The sequence below is a fragment of the Oceanisphaera sp. IT1-181 genome, from assembly GCF_033807535.1.
In the GTDB taxonomy this organism is placed as follows: Bacteria; Pseudomonadota; Gammaproteobacteria; order Enterobacterales; family Aeromonadaceae; genus Oceanimonas.
Genome location: NZ_CP136856.1, coordinates 3,267,264 through 3,290,025, shown reverse-complemented (window position 1 = coordinate 3,290,025; position 22,762 = coordinate 3,267,264). Strand labels below are relative to the sequence as shown.

Here is a 22,762-nt window from a genome sequence, read left to right as displayed (position 1 = left end):
AACATGCTGCATGTGGATAATATAAATGCGGGCTACGGCAAGATTCAGGCGTTGAATGATGTGACCTTGCATATCGAACAGGGCGAAATTGTCACCTTAATTGGTGCCAATGGTGCCGGTAAAACCACCTTAATGATGACTATTTGTGGTGATCCTAAACCGAGCCAAGGGCGGGTGATATTTGAAGGCCAGGATCTCACTGGGCTCGATACCGCCTCTATTATGCGCAAAGACATCGCCATAGTGCCGGAAGGGCGGCGGATTTTTGCGCGGCTCACGGTGGAGGAAAATCTCTATATGGGGGCGTTTTTCGTCGATAAGCGTGAACATGCAGGCTTATTAGCCGAAGTGTATTTGATGTTTCCGCGCCTTAAAGAGCGAATGCAGCAACGTGCCGGCACTATGTCGGGCGGTGAGCAGCAAATGCTAGCTATTGGCCGAGCCTTAATGAGCAAGCCGCGCTTATTGCTGTTGGATGAGCCCTCGCTAGGCTTAGCACCGATTATCATCACCCAAATTTTCGCCACCATAGCGCGGCTGAGAGCTGAAAAAGGCATGACCATTTTTTTAGTCGAGCAAAATGCCAATCAAGCGCTGCAGCTGGCCGACCGCGGCTATGTGTTAGAAAATGGCCGTATTATCTTGGCGGATACCGGCGCTGCGTTACTAAACAATGAGCAAGTGCGACAAGCGTATTTAGGCGGCTAGAAAAATACCGCTGTCACCTTACGCCGCCTCGCATGTTAAAGCAGCTAATGCCAAGGAAGTTGAGATTGGGTAAACTGGCTGAAATTTATGTGAGGAGTTCACCATGGAGCAGTTTGCCCATATTTCTGTTGATGAAGCCCAAAATCTATTGGCGCAAGGCCAAGCTCGTTTAGTGGATACCCGCGATCCCCAGTCTTTTGCGCTCGCTCATGTGGAGCAGTCTTATCATCTGACCAACGACACCTTAGTGGCTTTTACCAATGAGGTGGATTACGAGACGCCCATCATAGTGATGTGTTATCACGGCGTGAGCAGCCAAGGGGCGGCACAGTATTTAATCGAGCAAGGCTTTGAAGAAGTCTACAGCTTAGATGGTGGCTTTGAAGCTTGGCGCCGCACTCAGCCTGTGGTTGCAGCCTAATGAAATTGCTGTTGGTGCTGGATGATCCCAGACGGGCGCAATCCTTTGTCGATTATCTGGCAGCACTTGGCTTGCACTGCGAGTTGACCCTCGACGATGAGCACAAGGCCAGTATTTGGCTGGTGGATGAGGCGCTTTGGCCAAAGGCTGAGCCCGAAGTACTGCGCTTTATGGCTGAGCCTTGGCATCCGCGCTATCAAGAAGCCGCTTGGCTGCATGGTGATACGCAAGTGCAGTTTGCTCCTAATGACCGCAAAAGTGGCCTCTTCGGCCAGCTGCTGAGTCGCACCGGTCCCCTCAACTTAAGCGTATTTGTCGCCTGTGTGCTGATTTATGTGGGCAAAGCGCTCGGGCTACCGGTACTGGCTTGGCTATCCTTTCCGCCGCAATTAAGTCAGCTAATGGGCTTAGAGCTGTGGCGCGCTTTTACGCCCGCGCTGTTACATTTTAGCTTAGAGCACTTGGTGTTTAACTTATTCTGGTGGTGGTATTTGTCCGGCATGGTGGAGCGTGTGCGGGGCTCGGGTCGTTTGCTATTAATCTTGCTTGTGGCAGGCATACTGCCCAACCTGATGCAGTTTTGGGTGAGCGGGCCATACTTTGGCGGTTTGTCCGGTGTGGTGTATGCCTTATTGGCTTATGTGTGGCTGTCGGGGCGTTTAAACCCCGCGGGCGGCATGAGCTTGCCTGATGGTATGGCAGTGCTGATGGTGGTGTGGTTGGTGCTGGGTTTTGTCGGCGTATTGGGCAATGTGGCCAATTTAGCCCACTTGGGCGGTGGCCTGATTGGTTTATTACAAGCCGTGCTGGATCGCAAGCGAGCACAAATTTAGTGTCGGTCGCTTACTGATATAAAAACTTGGTAAATAACAGTCGACGGATGGGCGTTTCACCGGTTTCTTTGAGTAAGAGATCGTTGAGGCGCTGTAAGCCCTGAGCCGCCAGTTGGTCACGTAGGGTGAGCGAGCGAATTTCTTGTTGGTCTTGTTCGGCTAACAGACTATTGATGGCATCACGCAGTAGTGGAATATGCTGCTCAACGAGTGGCATTTTATCGGCACTTTCTAGCATTAAATCCACAGTAACCCGAACATAACCCAAGGTTTGGCCTGAGTTATGGTAGTTAGTAATAATGTCAGGCTCTATGGTGTAATATAGCGGACCTTCGGTGATGGCTTCTTCAGCGTGAAGCTGGGTCGTGGTGAACAGAATACACAGTGCGATTATGCGAAACATCGTAAGCCTTCTAACTGAATAATATGGCTATTGTTTAAACAAAGTGTGAGCCGGTCAAGTGAATACGTGTTTTTCAGAATTAAAACTGTCATTAAGATCTTTATCTTATCCCCTCAGTATTAGGCAATACCCGTGAACGCTACCGTCGATGCCCATTGGCGCTGGCAGTTTGCCGACCCTGCTCAACCGGCTCCCAGTTCTAGTTCCAGCCTTAACCATTGGTTACAGGATACGGGTTCATTAACCGCTCGTTTACGCTTGCATTGTAAACAATTTCGGGTGTTATTACTGAATACCCGTGCGGACGTGCCGTTTACGCCAAGCCAAGCAAACTGGTTAGGTGAAACTCACGGCTATTGTCGCGAAGTCTTGCTGTTATGCGATGAGCAACCCTGGATTTATGCCAGCTCGCTGTATTCTAATTCTGCGCTGCAAGCCGTGCCTGCGCTCGGCGGCTTAGGGCCAAAAGCCTTGGGCGAATTATTGTTCGACCATCCCCAATTAATACGCAGTCAGTTTGAGTTTGCGCAGTTGACGGCACTTGAGTCGCAGCAGCTAGCACAGCAAGTTCATCCTTCTCCGCTTAATATACCTACCAGCCGAGCACTGTGGGCGCGTCGCTCGGTACTGGCCATTCCCCAGGCGAGCGTGTTAGTGAGCGAATTGTTTTTGCCCGCCGCGCGTTCTTACAGAGAGTAAATTTCATGACCAGCATCTCCACTTCACCTAAACCCGCTGGGCCTAACCCCAATGTGCCTACCCCGCCTCGACCTAAATGGCGTGCCTACATGGCACTGGCTCGGCTCGATAAACCCATAGGTACGCTGTTACTGCTTTGGCCGACCTTATGGGCCTTATGGATTGCCGGTGACGGGCGCCCGTCTTGGTGGCTACTGTTAGTGTTTATCGTGGGCGTGTTTTCGATGCGCTCGGCGGGGTGCGTGATCAATGATTATGCGGATCGCCATATTGATGGCCATGTGAAGCGTACCAATGGGCGGCCCTTGGTCACGGGTGAGCTTACGGAGCGCCAAGCACTCGGCTTTTTTTCCTTGTTGGTGGGGATTTCTTTCTTACTGGTGCTCACCACCAATAAACTGACCATTTTGCTGTCGGTGGCGGGCCTTGGCTGGGCGGCGCTGTATCCTTTTATGAAACGCTACACACACTTGCCGCAACTGTTTTTGGGCATTGCTTTTTCGTGGGCCATTCCCATGGCATTTGCCGCAGAAAGTAACAGCTTGCCGCTAGGGTTATGGCTGTTATTTGCCGCCAACCTAACGTGGACCATCGCCTACGACACCATGTATGCCATGGTGGACAGGGATGACGACTTGCAAATTGGCGTTAAATCCACCGCCATCTTATTTGGTCGCCGCGATAAGCTGATCGTCGGCGTATTGCAGTTACTGACGCTGATGCTCTTGGTGGCGGCCGGCCAATCGTTTGCCTTAGGCGCCTTCTTTTACTGGAGCTTATTAGGCGCGGCAGGCTTATTTGTGTTTCAACAGCGACTGATCCGCGACCGAGAGCGTGCGGCTTGTTTTCGAGCTTTCTTGAATAACAACTATGTGGGCATGCTGGTGTTTGTCGGCCTAGTACTGACGTTGCTCTAAGTACTGACCCTGCTTTAGGCGGTGATTAGCCGCAGATAACAGAGAATGATGGCCTGATTGAGGCTGAGGCCATGGGCGCAGGATTTTATGCTTGCTCTGTTGCGCATACTGGATATACTGACAGTTAACTGTATATAAAAACAGGTGCCTTATGAAAGCGCTCACGCTTCGCCAGTCTCAGGTACTGGACATTATTAAAGATCATATTCAGCAAACCGGTATGCCACCGACCCGTGCCGAAATTGCCGGTATCTTGGGGTTTAAATCCGCGAATGCCGCCGAAGAACACCTTAAAGCGTTGGCCAGAAAAGGTGTGATTACCATGATGCCGGGTACGTCTCGGGGGATTCGTCTGATTGAAGATGAGCCAGAAGAAACGGGCTTGCCACTGATTGGCCGCGTGGCCGCAGGCGAGCCAATTTTGGCGCAACAGCACATAGAAAGTCATTACCAGCTGGATCCCGCGCTGTTTCATCCGGCCGCCGACTTTTTGCTCCGTGTTCAAGGCATGAGCATGAAGAATATCGGCATCATGGATGGGGATCTACTGGCGGTACATAAGACGCAAGAAGTGCGCAATGGCCAAGTCGTGGTGGCGCGCTTAGACGATGAGGTGACGGTGAAGCGCTTTCAACGTAAGGGTAATAAGGTCAGCTTATTGCCGGAAAACGAAGAGCTGAGCCCCATCGAAATTGACTTGCGCAGCCAAGAGCTGATCATCGAAGGCTTAGCTGTGGGCGTGATCCGCAATTCAGACTTTTAAAAAATCACCTTATATTTTAGCGTGAGACTAGCTTAAGCTAGCTCACGCTTTTTTTGCTCTATTGCTGAGCCTATCGCCCGCTCAAGCCATATCTGCCTCTGTTCAGGGGCTTACTTTGAGCGCTTAGCCAACATCGGCATGCTGTTCTTATTTTATCTTCGCACAAAAATTCCGCACATATCGCTCAGCTATGCTTTACTTACTCCTAACGTCGGCATTGCAAGTACTGCATAAGAGTACGAGGCCGACTCGCATAATCACAGAACGTCAGAACGCCAATATTCAGGATGAAACTTGGGGGTGCGTAGTGAAGTCGATTCTGCTGCTGTTTTCTTTACTTATAACCCTGCCGCTACGAGCACAAACTCGTTTAAATATGACCCCCGGCGTGACTGATATCAGCCAAAAAGTGTATGGCCTGCACATGACCATATTACTGATCTGTGTGGTGATTGGGGTGATTGTGTTTGGCATTATGTTTTGGGCCATCATTCATCATCGCAAAGCCAAAGGGGCACAAGCCGCACAGTTTCACGAAAGTACTAAAGTAGAAATCATCTGGACTCTGATCCCCTTCGTTATCTTGGTAAGCATGGCTATTCCGGCTACTCACACCCTAATCGCCATGGAAGATGCCAGCCAATCAGATCTGACGGTGCAAGTTACGGCTTCTCAGTGGAAGTGGCATTACAGCTACTTTGAGAAAGATGTCGGCTTTTATAGTCGGATCGGTACTTTACCCGAACAAATTCAAGGCCAAGTAGCTAAAGGCGAGAACTATCTGCTGGAAGTAGATTGGCCGTTAGTGTTGCCCACTGATCGTAAAATCCGCTTTTTAATTACCTCTGATGATGTCATCCATTCTTGGTGGGTGCCGGCGTTTGCCATCAAAAAAGATGCGGTGCCCGGCTTTATTAACGAAGCCTGGACGCGCATTAACGAGCCGGGTATCTACCGTGGTCAATGCGCGGAATTATGCGGCAAAGACCATGGCTTTATGCCGATAGTGGTGGAAGCTAAAACCGGTGCCGAATTTGATACTTGGCTGGCCAACGCCCAAGCCAAGCAAGCCCAAGCCCAAGCTGCCGAGCAAGCGCAGCTGGCCGCACAGTTAACAGAAGCTGAGTTAATGACGCTTGGTGAGCAGGTATATCAGCGCACCTGTGCTGCTTGTCATCAAGCCAGTGGCGAAGGCATTGCCGGAGCATTTCCCGCTCTTAAAGGTAATGAGCTGATTTTAAAGGACAAGGCGGCACACCTACATATTGTGCTGTTCGGTAAAACGGGCACCGCCATGCAAAGTTTTGATAAGCAGCTGTCGACGAAAGAATTGGCGGCCGTGATCACCTATGAGCGTAACGCTTGGGGTAATAACACCAAAGATTTGGTGCAACCCAGCGATATTGAGCAGGCCAGAGCAGGACAATAGGGGGCTAGGATGGCACCGCTAAATAAAGTCAGTATCTTACATGATCCGGTAACTTTGCCTGCCGAATCCCATGGGCCAGCCAAAGGCATTAAGCGTTGGCTGTTTACTACCAATCATAAAGACATAGGTACGCTGTACCTGTTGTTTAGCCTCAGTATGTTTTTTATTGGCGGCGGCATGGCGATGCTGATCCGCGCCGAATTGTTTCAACCCGGCTTGCAATTAGTGGAGCCCAATTTTTTTAATCAGATGACCACCATGCACGGCCTGATCATGATCTTTGGCGCCGTGATGCCCTCGTTTGTGGGGCTGGCTAACTGGATGATCCCGCTGATGATAGGCGCGCCGGACATGGCCTTGCCGCGCATGAATAACTGGAGCTTTTGGATACTGCCGTTTGCCTTTCTGCTGATGCTATCAACTTTATTTATGCCCGGCGGCGGGCCTAACTTTGGTTGGACTTTCTACGCGCCTTTGTCCACGACCTACTCACCAGATAGCACGGCCTTGTTTGTGTTTGCCATTCATATCATGGGTATCAGCTCCATTATGGGCGCCATTAACGTCATAGTGACTATCTGCAACATGCGCGCGCCAGGCATGACGTGGATGAAGCTGCCGATGTTTTGCTGGACCTGGTTGATTACGGCGTTTTTGCTGATCGCCGTGATGCCGGTGTTGGCTGGGGCGGCGACCATGGTATTAACCGACAAGTATTTTGGCACCAGCTTTTTTGACGCGGCGGGCGGCGGCGATCCCATCTTGTTTCAGCATATTTTTTGGTTCTTTGGTCACCCCGAAGTTTACATCATGATTTTGCCCAGCTTTGGCATTATCTCCGCCACTGTTCCTGCCTTTAGCCGCAAACCCTTATTTGGTTATAGATCCATGGTGTATGCCACTCTCTCCATTGCCTGTTTAAGTTTTTTAGTGTGGGCACATCATATGTTTACCGTGGGCATGCCGGTGGCCGCAGAATTATTCTTTATGTATTGCACCATGCTGATCTCGGTGCCGACCGGCGTAAAGATATTTAACTGGGTGGCCACTATGTGGCGTGGCTCACTCAGCTTTGAAGTGCCTATGTTGTTCTCTATCGCCTTTATCGTGCTGTTTACGATTGGCGGATTTAGCGGCTTGATGTTGGCCATTACCCCTGCGGATTTTCAGTATCACGATACCTATTTTGTGGTCGCGCACTTCCATTATGTGCTGGTCACGGGGGCTGTGTTGTCGGTGTTTGCAGCCGTCTATTATTGGCTGCCCAAATGGACCGGGCATATGTTTAATGAACGCTTAGGCAAGTGGCATTTTTGGTGCTCTATTATTTCTGTCAACGTGCTGTTTTTTCCGATGCACTTTTTGGGTCTCGCCGGTATGCCGCGCCGGATCCCCGATTATGCGCTGCAGTTTGCCGATATTAACGCGCTAGTGAGTATTGGCGGCTTTGCCTTTGGCTTATCGCAATTGCTGTTTGTAGTGCTGATTATTAAATGTATTCGCGGCGGTGAGCCGGCCCCAGCTCGAGCGTGGGAAGGCGCCCAAGGCCTAGAGTGGACAGTGGCATCGCCCGCGCCCTATCACACCTTTAGCACGCCACCGGAGGTCACAGATTATGATGCGCGATCGTAAAGCACTCCAGCTGGCGCTATTAGCCGTCGTTATGTTTGGTTTTGGCTTTTTGTTAGTGCCTTTATATGACGTGTTTTGTGATATCACAGGCCTCAACGGTAAAACCGCCACTCAAGCGGTGGCGGAGTCGCATGAGGTTGATACCCAACGCCAAGTCACGGTGGAATTTATTACCTATCAAAGTACTGGGGTGCAAGGGGAGTTTACGGCGTCGGTACAACACCTACAGGTGCGGCCCGGAGAAATGCACCAGGTTGATTTTACGGTGACCAATCCCAGTAGCAAAGACAAAGTGCTGCGGGCCATTCCATCGGTTGCACCGGGGCGTGCCGCCAGTTATTTACGCAAAACCGAATGTTTTTGTTTTCAAGAACAACCTTTGGCGGCAAAGAGTGAAGCCATCATGCCGATGCGCTTTTATGTGGATCGGATGCTGCCGTCAGATATAGAAATATTTACGCTGTCTTACACCTTGTATGACATTAGTGATCGGGCCAGCAGTAGCTAAGCCAAGGAGGCAAACATGCCGGTTAAATTTCAGCCGTATTATGTCCCGAGTCAAAGTCCTTGGCCGTTAATGGGCGCGCTGGGCTTGTTCTTATTAGCATCAGGAGCGGGGCTCTGGATTTCTGGATTAGCGCCATTGGCAGGACCTATCGTGTTTATCTTAGGCACGCTGGTAATGATTGTGATGTTGTTTGGCTGGTTTGGTAATGTGATCCAAGAGTCAAAGTCGGGCTTATATAGCGCGCAGATGGATCGCTCTTTTCGCCTCGGCATGACGTGGTTTATCTTCTCAGAGCTGATGTTTTTTGTGGGCCTGTTTGGTGCGCTATTTTACATTCGTATCTTGGTGGTGCCTTGGTTGGGCGGTGCCAGTAATAATGCCATGACCCATGCGGTGCTCTGGCCTGATTTTATTCCTCAATGGCCGCTGCTGCTCACACCAGGAGGGATTAAAACCACCGCCATTAGCTGGATGGGGCTACCGCTCATTAACACTATAGTGTTGTTAACCTCATCAATTACCCTGCATTTAGCACATCTGGCGTTACGACGTAATCAACGTAGCCCTCTTACGTTGTGGCTGGGAATTACCGTGTTGCTTGGGATCGCTTTCTTAATATTACAAGCATGGGAATACAGCCACGCTTATCAGGAGCTGGGGCTTAAATTTAATTCGGGTATCTACGGCAGCACCTTTTTCTTATTGACGGGCTTTCATGGTGCCCACGTGATGCTGGGTACTTTACTGCTGATGATTATGTGGATCAGGGTACAAAGAGGACATTTTACCTCGGCGCAGCATTTTGGCTTTCAGGCGACCAGCTGGTACTGGCACTTTGTGGACATAGTGTGGTTGGGCCTATTTGTAACGGTTTATATTTTATAAAGCTCACTCTGTCTCTAAAGCGAGAACAGCAAGCAGTAACTTGAAGAGCAGGGATGCATGCCAAGGAGACTGAATGTTAAGTAGAGGAAAAGATGCGGGCTTACTCATGCTGACTGCAGTGCTGAGTGTGGTGATGGTGGGTATGGGAGGTTGGCAGTTGTCCCGCGCCGAAGAAAAACGCCAGCTGTTAGCCGAGTGGCAGCAGCGCCGTAACAGTGACATTAGCCTAGCCCAAGCCAGTGCTATGGATATTCCTTTTGGTTATCGGCTCGCTACTCACGGGCGTTACTTGACCGGAAATGAAGTTTTTCTCGATAACCAAATACAAGCAGGGCGGGTAGGTTATCGTTTAATTCGCGCCTTACCCACGGCACAAGGCCTGCTGATGGTTGATACGGGCTGGCAGCCAGCAGATGCCGATCGGCGCCAGTTACCCGCCATTGCTGCCATTACCACTCCCATACCGTTAGCTGGGCATCTGATACGTCCCTACCAAGCACCTATCTCATTAGGTCAGTTCACATTTATCCCGAGCCACCCACTGGTGCCCAGCTTAGCGCCTGCGTTATTGACACAAATCTGGGGGGAGCCTGTGCTGCCTTTCGTCCTAAAACTGAGCGCTGAACATGAGCAGTGGCAGCCGGTAGTGATGGGGCCTGAGCGGCATATTGGCTACGCGGTGCAGTGGTTTTTGATGGCGTTGGCGGTATGTATAGCCGCATTCTGGTATTACCGGAGGCCCCATGAATAACCCGCAGTACAAACTTAAGCCTCACCGGCAGGTTGGGAGGAGACAGCCTTTGCCCCGCCGCTATTGCACGCTTGTCGCCTTATGGTTGGTATTTTTATTACCCGTGGGTTTGGCATGGCTGACCTTACAGCAAGGCTGGTTTACGACGGGTGTGAACAGTCACGGCCAATGGGTAACGGGGCAAGTGGCTGCGGATTCACAGTGGCGCTTAATAGTGCCACAGGCGGCCAATTGCGCGCCTTGCCCGCAAGCTGAGCCTGTATTGGCGCAGCTGATTTTGGCCTTAGGCCGAGATGGTTCGCGGGTGCGGCAGCTGGTTATGCCGGCGACGGTTGAGCTCGAGGTGGGGTTTGTCTATATCGCGGATCCGCCCGGTACCTTGATCATGCGCTATCTGCTTTATGGGCAGCCACCGCAAGTCTCGTTACAATTGGAGCTGCAGCCGCAAGGCCTATTACAAGAAGACCTGTCACAGAAAGATCAGGTGATGGCCAAGGCATTGCTCAGTGATGTGCGCCGTTTATTAACCTATTCACGGTCTGGATAAGGGGCTGTTATGCGTCAACTCTGCCTGTTTGCTTTCGCGCTGACGCTGCTGGTGGTGTTATTGGGTGCCTACACGCGCTTAACCGATGCTGGCCTAGGTTGCCCAGACTGGCCTGGGTGTTATGGTTTTAATTATGTGCCCGAGAGCGCCTCTGAGCAGCAACTGGCCGCCAGTCGCTTTCCGGATAAGCCGCTTGATCTGGCCAAAGCAGGAAATGAAATGCTGCACCGCTATGCGGCTGGCAGCTTAGGGATGATCATTTTAGTGCTGGCGTTGTGCTCTTTGCAGGCGCGCCATCGCGCTTATTGCACTGGTGCTTGGGCATTGCTGGCTTTGGTTATTTTGCAAGCCACCTTGGGCATGTTGACCGTGACCCTTAACTTGCTGCCCTTTATCGTGCTCGGTCACTTGTTGGGTGGCTTTAGTATTTTGGCACTGCTGTTTTTATTATTACTCCGTGCCCGCTCTCGAGCGGCCCAATACGGCGACCCGCGTTCTCGCTTGCACACTCTTCAACATTCTCACCAGCACTCTCAGCAACAGCTTCACCTGCAATATGGTCGGCAGTTGCTGGCGCTGTGGTGGGTGGCTTTGCTGGTGCTGATAATACAAATAGCTCTTGGCGGTTGGACGGCCGCCAACTATGCAGCGTTAGCCTGTGTGGAGTTACCCGTATGCCAAGGAGACTGGTTAAGTCAGTGGCAGTGGAGTGCCTTTCATCCTCATGGCATGCCTGCCGCCAGCTATCAATACGGGGTGCTAAGTAGCGATGAGCGGATCACCATTCATGTGGCTCATCGGTTGTGGGCCATGGTAACGGCGGTAGTGTTATGCACACTGGCGTGGCGATGTTACCAGGTGAGAGAACTGCAACATTGGGGGGCTTGGCTGGCACTGGCAGTCGTGATGCAGTTGGCATTAGGCGTGGCCAATGTTTGGTGGCATTTACCTTTGCCGCTAGCAGTGGGGCATAACGCAGGCGCGGCTTTTTTATTATTAATCGTCACCGGGACCGGTGATCAGCTCTGCCGAGCAAGGGAGGCTATATGGCGAGAAACACGGTATCTATCAGCAATAAAGCAGTAGTGGGCACCGACCAAACCAGTGGTATCAACAAAACAGTAACTGGCACTCACAAGACAGTAAATTGGGCGGACTATTGGGCTCTGACTAAACCTAAGGTGGTGGCGCTGATCTTGCTCACCGCGGTAGTGGGCATGTATTTAACCGAGATAGTGCCGAGCTTGCTGCAGGTGGTGGTCGCCACGCTCGGCATCGGTTTAATGGCTGGAGGGGCGGCGGCGATTAATCATGTATTAGATAGGCGTATCGATATTCAAATGGCGCGCACCTACCATAGACCCGTGGCCCAAGGGCGAGTGAGCAGCAGTGCGGCATTGGCGTTTGCGCTTACTTTGTCTGGAGTAGGTTTGGCGATTTTGTTGGTGTGGGTGAATGCGCTGACCGCTTGGCTTACCTTGGCCTCTTTATTGGGCTATGCGGTGGTGTATACGATTTGGTTAAAGCGGGCCACGCCGCAGAACATTGTGATCGGCGGGCTGGCGGGCGCCATGCCGCCCTTGCTTGGTTGGACGGCCATTACCGGTGAGTTTCACGGCCATGCATTGTTATTAGTGATGATTATCTTTGTTTGGACGCCACCGCATTTTTGGGCGCTGGCTATTCATAGGCGCGACGATTATGCCAAAGCCGGTGTGCCAATGCTGCCGGTGACCCATGGCATTGAATTCACTAAAACCTGCGTCCTGCTTTATACCTTACTGTTAACCTTGGTATGTGTGCTGCCTTGGATAGTGGGCATGTCGGGGCTGCTGTATCTGGTGGGTGCCAGCTTGCTGAACTTACGCTTTATGCAATGGGCATGGCGGCTGAAGTTTAGACCTTCTGCTCAAACCGCATTACACTGCTTCCACTTTTCAATTAGTCACCTTATGTGGCTCTTTGTGCTGATATTGGCGGATCACTGGATAAATTATGGCTAAAACAAATCGATGGATATGGGTAATGGCAATGGTTGTGCTGTTGATCGGTACCTTAAGTGGCGGCGCTTGGTATGCAGATAAAAAAAATAGCCTAACGGGTGCTGTGGTGGTGTACCCCCAAGCGCGCCCGCTAACGACTTTTACCTTAACTGACGGTGATGACGAGCCTTTTACCGAACAAAATTTTGCCGACCATTGGAGCCTAGTATTTGTTGGTTATACTTTTTGCCCTGATATTTGCCCCACCACGCTATCGGATTTATCGCGCATTTATCCTGAACTCACCGCGCTGAGCGATAAGGTGCAGGTAATATTTGTATCAGCCGATCCGGCGCGAGATACGCCTGAGCGGCTAAAAGCCTATACCGAGTATTTTAATCCCAACTTTATTGCCGTGACCGCCGAGCATGAGCAGCTGATGCCCGCAGTTCAGCAACTGGGATTAATTTATGGCATTTTTGACCGAGAGGACGCTAACTACTTAGTGGATCATTCGGCGTCCATCGCCTTGGTGAATCCTAAGGGGGAACTGCATGCCTCGTTTCGTCCCGACTTTGATGAGAAAACAGAAATGCCGTTAGTGAATGGCCCTGAGCTGGTGAAAAATTTTTCCAGCATCCTAGCCCGCTGGCGCGGTTAGCGTAAGACACAGCTACATATTGCACGGATGTAGTCGCGTGCTTTAGCCGCGAACAGCTGCGTAGCAGATTCTGGTGCACAGATCCGGCCCTTCACCGTTTTTAAGTAAGAATTGATTATGCCTCCCTCTTTTTTTAGTGCCGCTCGCCACCGTCAGGTGTTTGTGTTGGCGCTGCCTATGGTGCTGTCCAATATTACGGTGCCACTCTTAGGTTTGGTCGACACCATAGTTATTGGTCACTTAGAGCATGCTTATTACCTCGGTGGCGTGGCGGTAGGTGCGACTATTATTAGCCTGATTTTTTGGTTGTTAGGTTTTTTGCGTATGTCGACCACCGGTCTTGCGGCGCAGGCGTTTGGGGCGGGGGATGAACCTCGCTTGCTGCAGGTGTTGGTGCGAGGGCTGTTTTTAGCTTGGGGGCTGGCGCTGGTCATTCTGGTGCTACAAAAGCCCATCACCGAGCTGGCATTTTGGTTGATTGGCGGCAGTGAACAAGTGCAGCACTATGGCCGAGATTATGTATTAGTGCGTATTTGGAGCGCACCGGCGGCCTTAACTAATTTAGTGTTGCTGGGTTGGTTGCTGGGTAACCAGAACGCGCGCGCGCCCATGTTGTTATTAATTTTGGGCAACGGCGTCAACATAGTGCTCGATGTGTGGTTTGTGCTGGGGCTGGGCTGGCAGGTAAAAGGAGCGGCGGCGGCTTCCGTTTTGGCGGATTATTTAGCTACCGCACTGGGAGCTTGGCTAGTGTGGCGCACGTTACAAAAACGTGGCATTTGGCCGACGCCAGGCTTTTGGCCCGCTTGCTTAAATATCAGCGCCTTCAAACAATTGTTAGGGCTTAATCGCGATATTTTTATTCGCGCGCTGTGCTTGCAACTTACCTTCGCCTTTATGACCTTTCAGGGCGCTCGGCTGGGCGATGAGGTGCTAGCGGCCAATGCGGTATTGATGAACTTATTGATGTTTATCTCTTTTGGTCTGGACGGTTTTGCCTACGCGGTAGAAGCCATGGTGGGCAAAGCCGTGGGCGCGCGTAATCGGCTCGAGTTTCGCCTCGCCTGTGCTTTAAACTTATTTTGGGGTGCTGTGGTAGCGGTACTATTTGTGCTGATATTTGCTCTTTTAGGCCAGCAGCTGATAGGGCTTATCACCACCATTAGTGAAGTGCGTGAGCAAGCGGTGCGTTACTTGCCTTGGTTAGTGTTGATGCCACTGGCCGCCTGTTGGTGTTTTATTTTGGATGGTATTTTCATCGGCACTACGCGCGGCGGTGAGATGCGCGATATGATGTTGGTCTCTACAGCAGGGGTGTTCTTCCCAGTGTGGTATTTCAGCCAAGAGTTGGGGAATCATGGTCTGTGGTTGGCCATGCTGTGCTTTATGCTAGCGCGAGGTATCACCTTGGGCTGGGCTTGGTGGCGATTGGAACGGGGCCAAGGATTTATTACTAACGGCACAGAGGTGTAAATTGTGAGGAGTGAAGCGTAAAATCCTAGCATGGTTGGGTATTTGACACCTTTCCCCTCACTATTCACGCCTTACGCGGACTTATTTAACAAGAGAAACCCATGTTTGAAATTGCGCTCTATGAACCCGAAATCGCGCCTAATACCGGTAACATCATGCGCTTGGCGCGCAACAATGGCTGCCACTTGCACCTGATTGAGCCCATGGGTTTTCAACTGGAAGAAAAGCGTTTACGCCGCGCCGGCTTGGATTACGCAGATTTTGGCCGTATTTCACTCCACAAAGACTATGCGGCCTTCTTACAAGCGGTGGCAGGAAAACGCATTTTTTCCTGCACTACCAAAGGCAGTCAGCCCCATCATAAAGCCAGCTATCAGGCAGGTGACATCTTGCTCTTTGGCCCAGAAACCCGCGGCCTGCCAGACACTGTATTGGCAGATATTGAATCTGAATTTCGTATTCGCATTCCTATGCAGCCCGATAGCCGCAGCTTGAACTTATCCAATGCGGTGGCCATCATCAGTTACGAAGCTTGGCGCCAACATGACTTTGTTGGCGGAAAATAGCTAAAGACTGTGAGGGGTGAGGTGGGAATGGTGAGGGGCGAAAAAATACCAAGCTAACAGGCGGGAGTGCTTTACGCCTCACACCTCACGCTTCTCCCTTCACGAACCGGTAAGGAGTTTGTGGTGAATAGTAAGGATGAGGTGATTTCTGAGTCCTCGACGTATGAACGGTTAGTCACGCGGGCGGCCAAGGCGGCCATGGTAGCGGCGGGGCTTATGATAGTGACCAAGCTGCTGGCGTGGTTTTCTACGGACTCCGCCAGTATGCTGGCCTCGCTCACCGACTCATTGTTGGATATTAGTGCCTCCTTTATTAACTTGATGGCCATTCGTTACGCCTTGATGCCGGCCGATAAAGAGCACAGCTTTGGCCATGGTAAGGCGGAGTCATTAGCGGGCTTGGCGCAATCGGCGTTTATTAGTGCCTCGGCTATTTTCCTGATGATCACCGGTATCTCTCGATTGTTAAATACTCAAACCGTCAGTCATGCAGGGCTTGGCATTGGCGTGATCCTGTTTTCGATATTGGTCACTTTGATGTTGGTGCTTTATCAGAGTTATGTGATCAAACAAACCAATTCGGTGGCCATCCGTGCGGATCAGCAGCACTACCGAGCGGACATCTTATTGAACGTGGGTGTGTTGCTGGCCATTGGTCTGGCTTGGCAGGGTTTTCATTGGGCGGACGGGTTATTTGCGCTATTAATTGGCGGCTATATTCTTAAAGGCGCGCTAAAAATTGGCTATGATGCGGTACAGATGCTGTTAGATCATCAGTTGCCGGATGACGAGCAAAGGCGCATTATTGAGGTGTGTTTAAGCGTCGCTGGGGTGCACGGTTTGCATGACTTGCGCACTCGCCAATCGGGCGTGACCCGCTTTATTCAATTGCACCTTGAGCTGGATGATCATTTACCCTTAGTGCAAGCACACCAGATTGTTCTGCAAACCGAGCGAGAGCTAGAGCAGCTATTTCCGCACACCGATATTATTATTCATATGGACCCATTATCGGTCCTGGCCCCTGCTGGGGTATGAACACCACTTTTTACAGTAGACAAGGTTTAACCCATGGAAGACGGCATTCAAGCTAGTACTTGGTTGCGCATCCGCGAAGAAGCACGCTGGATGATTGCAGAAGAGCCCATGTTAGGTAGCTTTTATTATTCGACTATTCTCAACCATGAGACATTAAAGTGCTCACTGAGCTTTATTCTGGCCAATAAGTTAGAGAGCTCGGTGATGCCAGCTATCAGCCTGCGTGAGGTGATAGAGTCGGTAATGGATGCAGAGCCCTGTATTCTCGATATTGCAGCGACCGACATTTGTGCGGTACAAGAGCGGGATCCAGCGGTGGACTTATTTTCCACGCCGCTTTTGTATCTAAAAGGCTTTCATGCGCTACAGGGCCACCGCATCGCTAATTGGTTGTGGCGTCATGGTCGCCGCGCGTTGGCCACCTATTTGCAAAATCAGATTTCGGTGGTGTTTGGAGTCGATGTACACCCAGCGGCGCGCATTGGCAAAGGCATTATGTTTGATCATGCCACCGGTATTGTAGTGGGTGAAACCGCGGTAATTGAAGACGACGTTTCTATCTTACAAAATGTCACCTTAGGCGGCACCGGTAAGGCGGGAGGCGATCGACACCCGAAAATTCGTCAAGGGGTGATGATAGGTGCGGGCGCAAAAATTTTGGGTAATATAGAAGTGGGCTGTGGGGCCAAAGTGGGGGCCGGCAGTGTGGTGTTAGAATCTGTTCCGCCGCACACTACTGTGGCTGGAGTACCGGCGCGTGCAGTAGGGCGACCTTGCTCCGATATGCCTTCTTTTGATATGAACCAAAATATTTAGGACTTTTATTGACGCAGAGCAGATAAATATCCTCTAATCTGCGTTGCAAACGCAGTGGCTACTTGTTGTCAAGCAAATGCCGCTGTATCCTCGTTGCTATTAGCGGCCAGCAGGCCGGACAACCGTTATTTTAGAGGTGAATGCATGTCTTTTGATGTATTAGAAAAGCTGGAAGCCAAAATACTGTCGGCCGTAGACACTATTGATTTACTGCAAATGGAAGTTGAAGAGTTAAAAGAGCTGAACAGCCAGTTAGGCGAAGAGAATCAGCAACTCAAGCAACACCATACTCAGCTCGAGCAAGATAATCAGCAGCTCAAGCAGCAGCATGAAGCTTGGCAAGACCGTTTACGCGTCTTGTTAGGTAAGATTGATCAGGTAGAAGAAAGCGCATAATTTTGCCGTGAGGAGTGAGGGGTAAAGCGAGAGGCGCAATACCTATCGCGACCCGCACTGCTCAATGTTGCATAAAGCGCCATGCAAAAAGGCCAACCCCATGGGGTTGGCCTTTTGTTTTAGCTCTGGTTAGTTTTTATCTCTAACTGACAGCTTACGGCTATTTTTAGGCTTGATCGTCGTCTTCGCTTTCGACGTAATCGCCGTCGTAGTCGCCTTCATCTTCGATATCCAACGGCTCCGGCGATAAAATAACCCCCGTGGTATCCGCATAGACATAGTCGGCGGGCAAGAAGGTCACGCCGCCAAAGTTAACCGGTACTTGCAGCTCACCTATGTCGTTGGCATCAGCACCTACAGGTATTGACGCTAAGGCTTGAATGCCAATATCCAGATCTTCCAGCGCATCTACCTCGCGCACACAACCGTAGCAAATAATGCCTTCCCAGCCATTGTCGGCTGCGGTTTCGGCAATGTCTGCATCAAGCAAGGCGCGCCGTAAAGAGCCACCGCCGTCAATCAGCAACACTCGGCCTTGGCCGTCTTCTTTTACCGTGTCGCTAATTAAGCCGTTAGACTCAAAACACTTGATGGTGGTGATAGAGCCGCCAAAGGAATTTCGGCCGCCAAAACTGGAGAACATGGGTTCAACCACATCCACCATATCAATATAGGTATCGCACAATTCTGAAGTATTGTATTCCATGAAGTCAGCCACATTTGGAAACAAGGTGGCATCAAGTATAAAGGGGCGTGAGCGGTTTTCAATCATAATCGTGTTCCCGCTCGCCGCACCTTGCTTAATGCCTTGAAAGTTATCGCTAACTTGAGAGTGAAAATTAGAGAATAAAACGGCTCAAATCTTCGTCTTCTATCAAGTCTTCGAGGTAGCGATCCACATAATGCTCGTCAATAAGGATGCTTTCACCGGACTTGTCTGATGCTTCAAACGACAATTCATCGAGCAAGCGCTCCATAATGGTGTGCAAGCGACGCGCACCAATATTCTCGGTGCGTTCGTTCACGCGCCACGCGGCTTCTGCCAAGCGACGAATACCGGCTTTGGTAAAGTCGATAGTCACGTTCTCGGTGGCCAACAGCGCCTTATATTGCTCGGTGAGCGAGGCATTAGGCTCGGTTAAGATGCGTTCAAAATCATCGGTGTCCAGTGAGCGTAATTCAACACGGATCGGCAAGCGGCCCTGCAACTCAGGGATCAAGTCAGAAGGCTTGGCTACCTGAAAGGCGCCTGAGGCGATAAACAGCATGTGGTCGGTGCGCACCATGCCGTGTTTGGTGTTGACGCTGCTGCCTTCAATCAAGGGCAGCAAGTCGCGCTGTACGCCCTCACGTGACACATCTGGGCCTGAGCTTTCACCGCGTTTACAAATTTTGTCGAATTCATCGATAAAGACGATGCCGTGGTTTTCCACTGCATGAATAGCCTGCTCTTTTAGCTCTTCGGGGTTGAGTTGCTTGGCGGCTTCTTCTTCGATTAATAATTTCAGCGCTTCTTTGATTTTCATCTTGCGCGGTTTGCTGGTGTGGCCGGCAGCGAGGTTTTGGAACATACCTTGCAGCTGATTGGTCATTTCTTCCATGCCAGGAGGGGCCATGATTTCGACGCCCATTTGTGGTGCCGCCACATCAATCTCAATTTCTTTATCGTCTAGCTGACCTTCGCGCAGTTTCTTACGAAAAATCTGGCGACTGTTGCTGTTGTCGGCTTTTTCTTCTTCGCCGCGGCTATTGCGCGGATTAGGCAGCAGTGCATCCAATACCCGCTCTTCGGCGGATTCTTCGGCGCGGTGCTGGTATTTTTTCATTTGCTGTTCGCGGGTCATCTTCATGGCGATATCGGTAAGATCGCGGATGATGCTGTCCACTTCTTTGCCTACATAGCCCACTTCCGTGAACTTAGTGGCTTCCACTTTAATGAAAGGCGCATTGGCAAGCTTGGCCAGACGACGAGCAATTTCGGTTTTACCCACACCGGTGGGGCCTATCATCAGAATATTTTTTGGCGAGACTTCTTGGCGCAGCTCCAGTGGCAGCTGCATACGACGCCAGCGGTTACGCAGGGCAATGGCCACGGCGCGCTTAGCATCAGACTGGCCAACGATATGCTGGTCCAGCTCGTGAACGATTTCTCTGGGAGTCATGTCAGACATTATCAAATCCTTAATGCGGGCCAGACAGAGTCTAGCCTCAGTAAATTAGTTGCCTTATTTGCTGCGCTTATTTGTCGGCATAGTCCAGCTCTTCTATGGTGTGTTTACCATTAGTAAAGACGCAGATATCGCCTGCGATAGTCAGGGCTTTTTCGACTATTTCTTTGGCATCTAATTCGGTATTTTCTAATAAGGCGCGGGCGGCAGATTGGGCAAAAGCGCCACCGGAGCCGATCGCGATCAAGTCCTCTTCGGGCTGCACCACGTCACCGTTACCGGTGATAATAAAGGAATTTTTGGCGTCGGCGACCGCCAACAGGGCTTCTAATTTGCGTAAGGCGCGGTCGGTGCGCCAGTCTTTGGCGAGCTCTACGGCGGCGCGCTCTAGGTTGCCTTGGTGGGCCTGCAGCTTGGCTTCAAAGCGTTCCAGCAGGGTAAAGGCATCGGCGGTGCCACCGGCAAAGCCTGCCAGTACCTTGCCGTTATAGAGGCGATGCACCTTGCGGGCATTGCCCTTCATTACGGTATTACCAAGGGAAACTTGGCCATCGCCGCCAATAACCACTTTGCCATTACGGCGGACTGAAACGATCGTTGTCACTAAAAACCTCACTTGACTGTGTAGCCGCTTTAAGCGGCAAAAATGTCATCTACACAGAAATGGGGACGAAAAGCGTTGAGATCAACCCTACCAGTTTGAGATAGCACAATCACCGACGGCTTTGGCTTTAATTAATTTGTGCTTATGTTGCTCAGCCGCGCGTTTACTGTCGTAGGGGCCTAACACCACTCGATACCAAGAACTGCCGCTGGAATGACGCACTTGAGACCCTAAGCCTTGGAAGGCAATTTTGGCTTTGACTTGTTCGGCCTGCGCTGAAGAGCGAAAAGAGCCACACTGCAATAAAAAAAGCTGCGACGACTCTTGTGCCTCGGGGAGCTTCACCACCACTTCTTTATTTTCCAGTTGTTGGATATAAGTCCACTTCTCGACCGGTTTTTGGTCGATAGGATTAACCGGTGTTGTGCTTGGTTTTTGCGCACCGATGGCGGTGTTTTTCGTTGACACCACAGCCGTTGGCGTCACCGAGCGCTGGTCGGCTGCGCCCTTAATGATGTGGATCAGATAGCCTAGGGCACCGGCGACCATCACCAGTAATAACACCGGTACAATAGGTAAGCGCCGCGGTGCAGCGGCGCGGCCTCGACCGCCGCCGCTGCTTTTTTTAGCCCGAGTGTTGGTTTTGCTTTTCGGCTTACTGCGTCTCACGTAATCCTTGGCCATGGATTTACATGCGCTCCAAAGTTTCGATGCCCAGCAAAGATAAGCCGAGATCTAATACCTTAGCGGTAGCGGCACACAAGCGTAAGCGGCTGCTGCGCTCCTCACTGCTGACCCCTTCTTTATTAATAGGGCAGGCTTCATAAAAGCTCATAAAGGCGCCGGATAATTCATAAAGATATAAGCACATTAAATGTGGCAGGCCTTTGTCGGCCACTGATTTAATGGTGTCGTTAAACTGCACCAGCTTTTGTGCCAAGGCTTCTTCAGCCGGTGCATTTAAAATCACCTGACCTTGTAAGTTGGCGTCACTGACAATGCCAGATTTGCGGAAAATAGACTGCACTCGGGTGTAGGCATACTGCAAATAAGGCGCGGTATTGCCTTCAAAGGACAGCATGTTGTCCCAGTCGAAAATGTAATCGGTAGTGCGGCTTTTCGACAAATCTGCATACTTAACCGCACCCATGGCGACCCGACGCGCAATATCGGCTTTTTCTGTCTCACTGAAGTCGGTATCTCTTTTGGCCAGCAGGGCGGTGGCTCTTTCTTGCGCCTCATCCAACAAGTCCACTAAGCGTACGGTACCGCCGCTGCGAGTCTTAAAGGGGCGACCGTCTTTGCCCAGCATCATGCCAAAGGCGTGGTGCTCTAAGCTCACGGACTCAGGCACGTAGCCTGCCTTGTGCACTATGCTCCAAGCTTGCATAAGATGTTGATGCTGGCGAGAGTCGATAAAGTACAGCACGCGATCCGCATGTAGCTGCTCGTAGCGATATTTGGCACAGGCGATGTCGGTGGTGGTATACAAAAATCCGCCATCTCTTTTGCGCACGATCACGCCCATAGGATCGCCGTCTTTATTTTTGTACTCGTCCAAGTACACCACTATGGCGCCTTCACTTTCTACCGCTAGCCCTTTGGCTTGCAAGTCTTCAACGATGCCGGCCAGCATAGGGTTATACATGCTTTCACCCATCACATGCTCGGGCGTAAGTGACACATTAAGGCGTGCATAGATTTCTTGGTTATGGTGCAGCGTGATATTGACCAGCTTTTGCCACATGGCCAAACAATAGGTATCGCCGCCTTGTAGCTTGACCACGTAATTACGGGCGCGTTCGGCAAACACCGGGTCCGCATCGTACTTTTGCTTAGATTCGCGATAGAACTGTTCTAAATCCGCCAAGCCTGAGTCGGCCACGTCAGGGTTTTCTTTTTCCAACTCTTCAAGATGGGCAATCAACATGCCGAACTGGGTGCCCCAATCGCCAATGTGGTTAGCGCGGATCACCTTGTGACCTAAAAACTCTAACGTGCGCACTACCGCATCGCCAATGACGCTGGAGCGTAAATGGCCGACGTGCATTTCTTTGGCCACGTTAGGCGCGGAATAATCCACCACTACGGTTTGGGTGTGCTCGGCAACCGGAATATTAGCGCGATCGTCTGCCACCATGGCGTCTATTTGGCGGCCCAGCCAAGCGCCATCCAAGAAGAAGTTAATAAAGCCAGGGCCGGCTAATTCGGTTTTCGCCACTAACTCAGAGGCAGGCAGATTATCCATCAGCAATTGCGCTAACACGCGCGGGTTTTGACCCGCAGGTTTTGCTAACAATAAGGCAAGGTTAGTGGCGAGATCTCCGTGGCTTTTGTCTTTGGTTCTGTCTACTTGGACTCGAATGGCTAAGTCTGCAGGCAGTTTGCCTTGCTGTTGTAGCGTCGCTACCGTCTGCTCAAGTAGAGCCTGAATATGTTCTTTCATAGTCAATTCACCAAATTAAAGACAAGGTCACAGATAACCCGGGTGGGAAATTCTACTCATATCGAGGGCAGAAAACTACCGCCAAGGCCTAGTGAGGCCTGCAATAGCCGGTAAAA

The 22,762-nt window shown here is 51.0% G+C and carries 26 protein-coding genes; 20 read left to right on the top strand and 6 right to left on the bottom strand.

The window, feature by feature from the left end:
• Nucleotides 1-3 precede the first annotated feature (3 nt).
• From R0134_RS14630 to glpG, 3 genes are all read left to right on the top strand, one after another.
• The gene (locus R0134_RS14630; protein ID WP_319782688.1) at nt 4-708 is read left to right on the top strand and encodes an ABC transporter ATP-binding protein; all 705 of its coding nucleotides are present in this window, start codon (nt 4-6) and stop codon (nt 706-708) included.
• A 103-nt stretch (nt 709-811) separates the two neighbouring features.
• Entirely contained in the window at nt 812-1,129 is a 318-nt protein-coding gene (gene glpE, locus R0134_RS14625; protein ID WP_087035645.1) for a thiosulfate sulfurtransferase GlpE, read from the top strand.
• Nucleotides 1,129-1,962 (top strand): rhomboid family intramembrane serine protease GlpG, encoded by an 834-nt coding sequence (glpG, locus tag R0134_RS14620; RefSeq protein WP_319782687.1) that lies wholly within the window; start codon nt 1,129-1,131, stop codon nt 1,960-1,962. The genes glpE and glpG overlap by 1 nt, the downstream gene beginning before the upstream one ends.
• A gap of 10 nt (nt 1,963-1,972) precedes the next feature.
• Here glpG and R0134_RS14615 read toward each other — a convergent pair whose 3' ends face one another.
• The gene (locus R0134_RS14615; protein WP_319782686.1) at nt 1,973-2,365 is read right to left on the bottom strand and encodes a flagellar basal body-associated FliL family protein; all 393 of its coding nucleotides are present in this window, start codon (nt 2,363-2,365) and stop codon (nt 1,973-1,975) included.
• Between the two features lie 132 nt (nt 2,366-2,497).
• Here R0134_RS14615 and R0134_RS14610 point away from each other — a divergent pair, with 132 nt between their 5' ends.
• The 17 genes from R0134_RS14610 to zapB all read left to right on the top strand — a co-directional run bounded on the left by R0134_RS14610 (nt 2,498) and on the right by zapB (nt 17,428).
• Nucleotides 2,498-3,064: a chorismate--pyruvate lyase family protein gene (locus tag R0134_RS14610; RefSeq protein WP_319782685.1), complete on the top strand. Its 567-nt coding sequence runs from the start codon at nt 2,498-2,500 to the stop codon at nt 3,062-3,064.
• An 89-nt stretch (nt 3,065-3,153) separates the two neighbouring features.
• On the top strand, nt 3,154-3,981 hold the full coding sequence (ubiA, locus tag R0134_RS14605; RefSeq protein ID WP_319784382.1) for a 4-hydroxybenzoate octaprenyltransferase: 828 nt from the start codon (nt 3,154-3,156) through the stop codon (nt 3,979-3,981).
• 151 nt (nt 3,982-4,132) lie between these two features.
• Complete coding sequence (gene lexA / locus R0134_RS14600) at nt 4,133-4,744, top strand: transcriptional repressor LexA (protein ID WP_319782684.1); 612 nt, start codon at nt 4,133-4,135, stop codon at nt 4,742-4,744.
• 307 nt (nt 4,745-5,051) lie between these two features.
• Complete coding sequence (gene coxB, locus R0134_RS14595) at nt 5,052-6,173, top strand: cytochrome c oxidase subunit II (RefSeq protein ID WP_319782683.1); 1,122 nt, start codon at nt 5,052-5,054, stop codon at nt 6,171-6,173.
• Between the two features lie 9 nt (nt 6,174-6,182).
• Nucleotides 6,183-7,805 (top strand): cytochrome c oxidase subunit I, encoded by a 1,623-nt coding sequence (gene ctaD / locus R0134_RS14590; RefSeq protein ID WP_319782682.1) that lies wholly within the window; start codon nt 6,183-6,185, stop codon nt 7,803-7,805.
• A complete protein-coding gene (locus R0134_RS14585; RefSeq protein WP_319782681.1) occupies nt 7,789-8,313 on the top strand; it encodes a cytochrome c oxidase assembly protein in 525 nt (174 codons plus the stop codon). The genes ctaD and R0134_RS14585 overlap by 17 nt, the downstream gene beginning before the upstream one ends.
• A 15-nt stretch (nt 8,314-8,328) precedes the next feature.
• Nucleotides 8,329-9,198, top strand: a complete 870-nt coding sequence (locus R0134_RS14580) for a cytochrome c oxidase subunit 3 (protein ID WP_319782680.1) — start codon at nt 8,329-8,331, stop codon at nt 9,196-9,198.
• Between the two features lie 73 nt (nt 9,199-9,271).
• A complete protein-coding gene (locus tag R0134_RS14575) occupies nt 9,272-9,949 on the top strand; it encodes an SURF1 family protein (RefSeq protein WP_319782679.1) in 678 nt (225 codons plus the stop codon).
• On the top strand, nt 9,942-10,496 hold the full coding sequence (locus R0134_RS14570; RefSeq protein WP_319782678.1) for a hypothetical protein: 555 nt from the start codon (nt 9,942-9,944) through the stop codon (nt 10,494-10,496). The genes R0134_RS14575 and R0134_RS14570 overlap by 8 nt, the downstream gene beginning before the upstream one ends.
• Before the next feature lie 9 nt (nt 10,497-10,505).
• Nucleotides 10,506-11,582: a COX15/CtaA family protein gene (locus R0134_RS14565; protein ID WP_319782677.1), complete on the top strand. Its 1,077-nt coding sequence runs from the start codon at nt 10,506-10,508 to the stop codon at nt 11,580-11,582.
• A complete protein-coding gene (cyoE, locus tag R0134_RS14560) occupies nt 11,543-12,499 on the top strand; it encodes a heme o synthase (protein WP_319782676.1) in 957 nt (318 codons plus the stop codon). Before R0134_RS14565 ends, cyoE begins: the two co-directional genes overlap by 40 nt.
• 22 nt (nt 12,500-12,521) lie before the next feature.
• Entirely contained in the window at nt 12,522-13,139 is a 618-nt protein-coding gene (locus R0134_RS14555) for an SCO family protein (RefSeq protein WP_319782675.1), read from the top strand.
• Nucleotides 13,140-13,256: 117 nt separating this feature from the next.
• Entirely contained in the window at nt 13,257-14,612 is a 1,356-nt protein-coding gene (gene dinF, locus R0134_RS14550) for an MATE family efflux transporter DinF (RefSeq protein WP_319782674.1), read from the top strand.
• Nucleotides 14,613-14,713: 101 nt separating this feature from the next.
• Nucleotides 14,714-15,178: a tRNA (cytidine(34)-2'-O)-methyltransferase gene (locus R0134_RS14545; RefSeq protein ID WP_319782673.1), complete on the top strand. Its 465-nt coding sequence runs from the start codon at nt 14,714-14,716 to the stop codon at nt 15,176-15,178.
• Between the two features lie 198 nt (nt 15,179-15,376).
• Nucleotides 15,377-16,216: a cation diffusion facilitator family transporter gene (locus R0134_RS14540; protein WP_319784381.1), complete on the top strand. Its 840-nt coding sequence runs from the start codon at nt 15,377-15,379 to the stop codon at nt 16,214-16,216.
• Between the two features lie 33 nt (nt 16,217-16,249).
• Nucleotides 16,250-17,032: a serine O-acetyltransferase gene (gene cysE / locus R0134_RS14535; RefSeq protein ID WP_087035615.1), complete on the top strand. Its 783-nt coding sequence runs from the start codon at nt 16,250-16,252 to the stop codon at nt 17,030-17,032.
• Between the two features lie 144 nt (nt 17,033-17,176).
• On the top strand, nt 17,177-17,428 hold the full coding sequence (gene zapB / locus R0134_RS14530) for a cell division protein ZapB (protein ID WP_319782672.1): 252 nt from the start codon (nt 17,177-17,179) through the stop codon (nt 17,426-17,428).
• A gap of 166 nt (nt 17,429-17,594) precedes the next feature.
• Here the strand turns inward: zapB and rraA are convergent, their stop codons facing one another.
• The 5 genes from rraA to argS all read right to left on the bottom strand — a co-directional run bounded on the left by rraA (nt 17,595) and on the right by argS (nt 22,646).
• Entirely contained in the window at nt 17,595-18,134 is a 540-nt protein-coding gene (gene rraA / locus R0134_RS14525; RefSeq protein WP_319784380.1) for a ribonuclease E activity regulator RraA, read from the bottom strand.
• 133 nt (nt 18,135-18,267) lie between these two features.
• A complete protein-coding gene (gene hslU, locus R0134_RS14520; RefSeq protein WP_319782671.1) occupies nt 18,268-19,599 on the bottom strand; it encodes an HslU--HslV peptidase ATPase subunit in 1,332 nt (443 codons plus the stop codon).
• Between the two features lie 67 nt (nt 19,600-19,666).
• A complete protein-coding gene (hslV, locus tag R0134_RS14515) occupies nt 19,667-20,200 on the bottom strand; it encodes an ATP-dependent protease subunit HslV (protein WP_087035609.1) in 534 nt (177 codons plus the stop codon).
• A gap of 87 nt (nt 20,201-20,287) precedes the next feature.
• Nucleotides 20,288-20,869 carry an SPOR domain-containing protein gene (locus R0134_RS14510; RefSeq protein WP_319782670.1) on the bottom strand — a complete coding sequence of 194 codons (582 nt, stop codon included), beginning with the start codon at nt 20,867-20,869 and terminating at the stop codon, nt 20,288-20,290.
• A 19-nt stretch (nt 20,870-20,888) separates the two neighbouring features.
• The gene (argS, locus tag R0134_RS14505; RefSeq protein ID WP_319782669.1) at nt 20,889-22,646 is read right to left on the bottom strand and encodes an arginine--tRNA ligase; all 1,758 of its coding nucleotides are present in this window, start codon (nt 22,644-22,646) and stop codon (nt 20,889-20,891) included.
• Between the last annotated feature and the right edge of the window lie 116 nt (nt 22,647-22,762).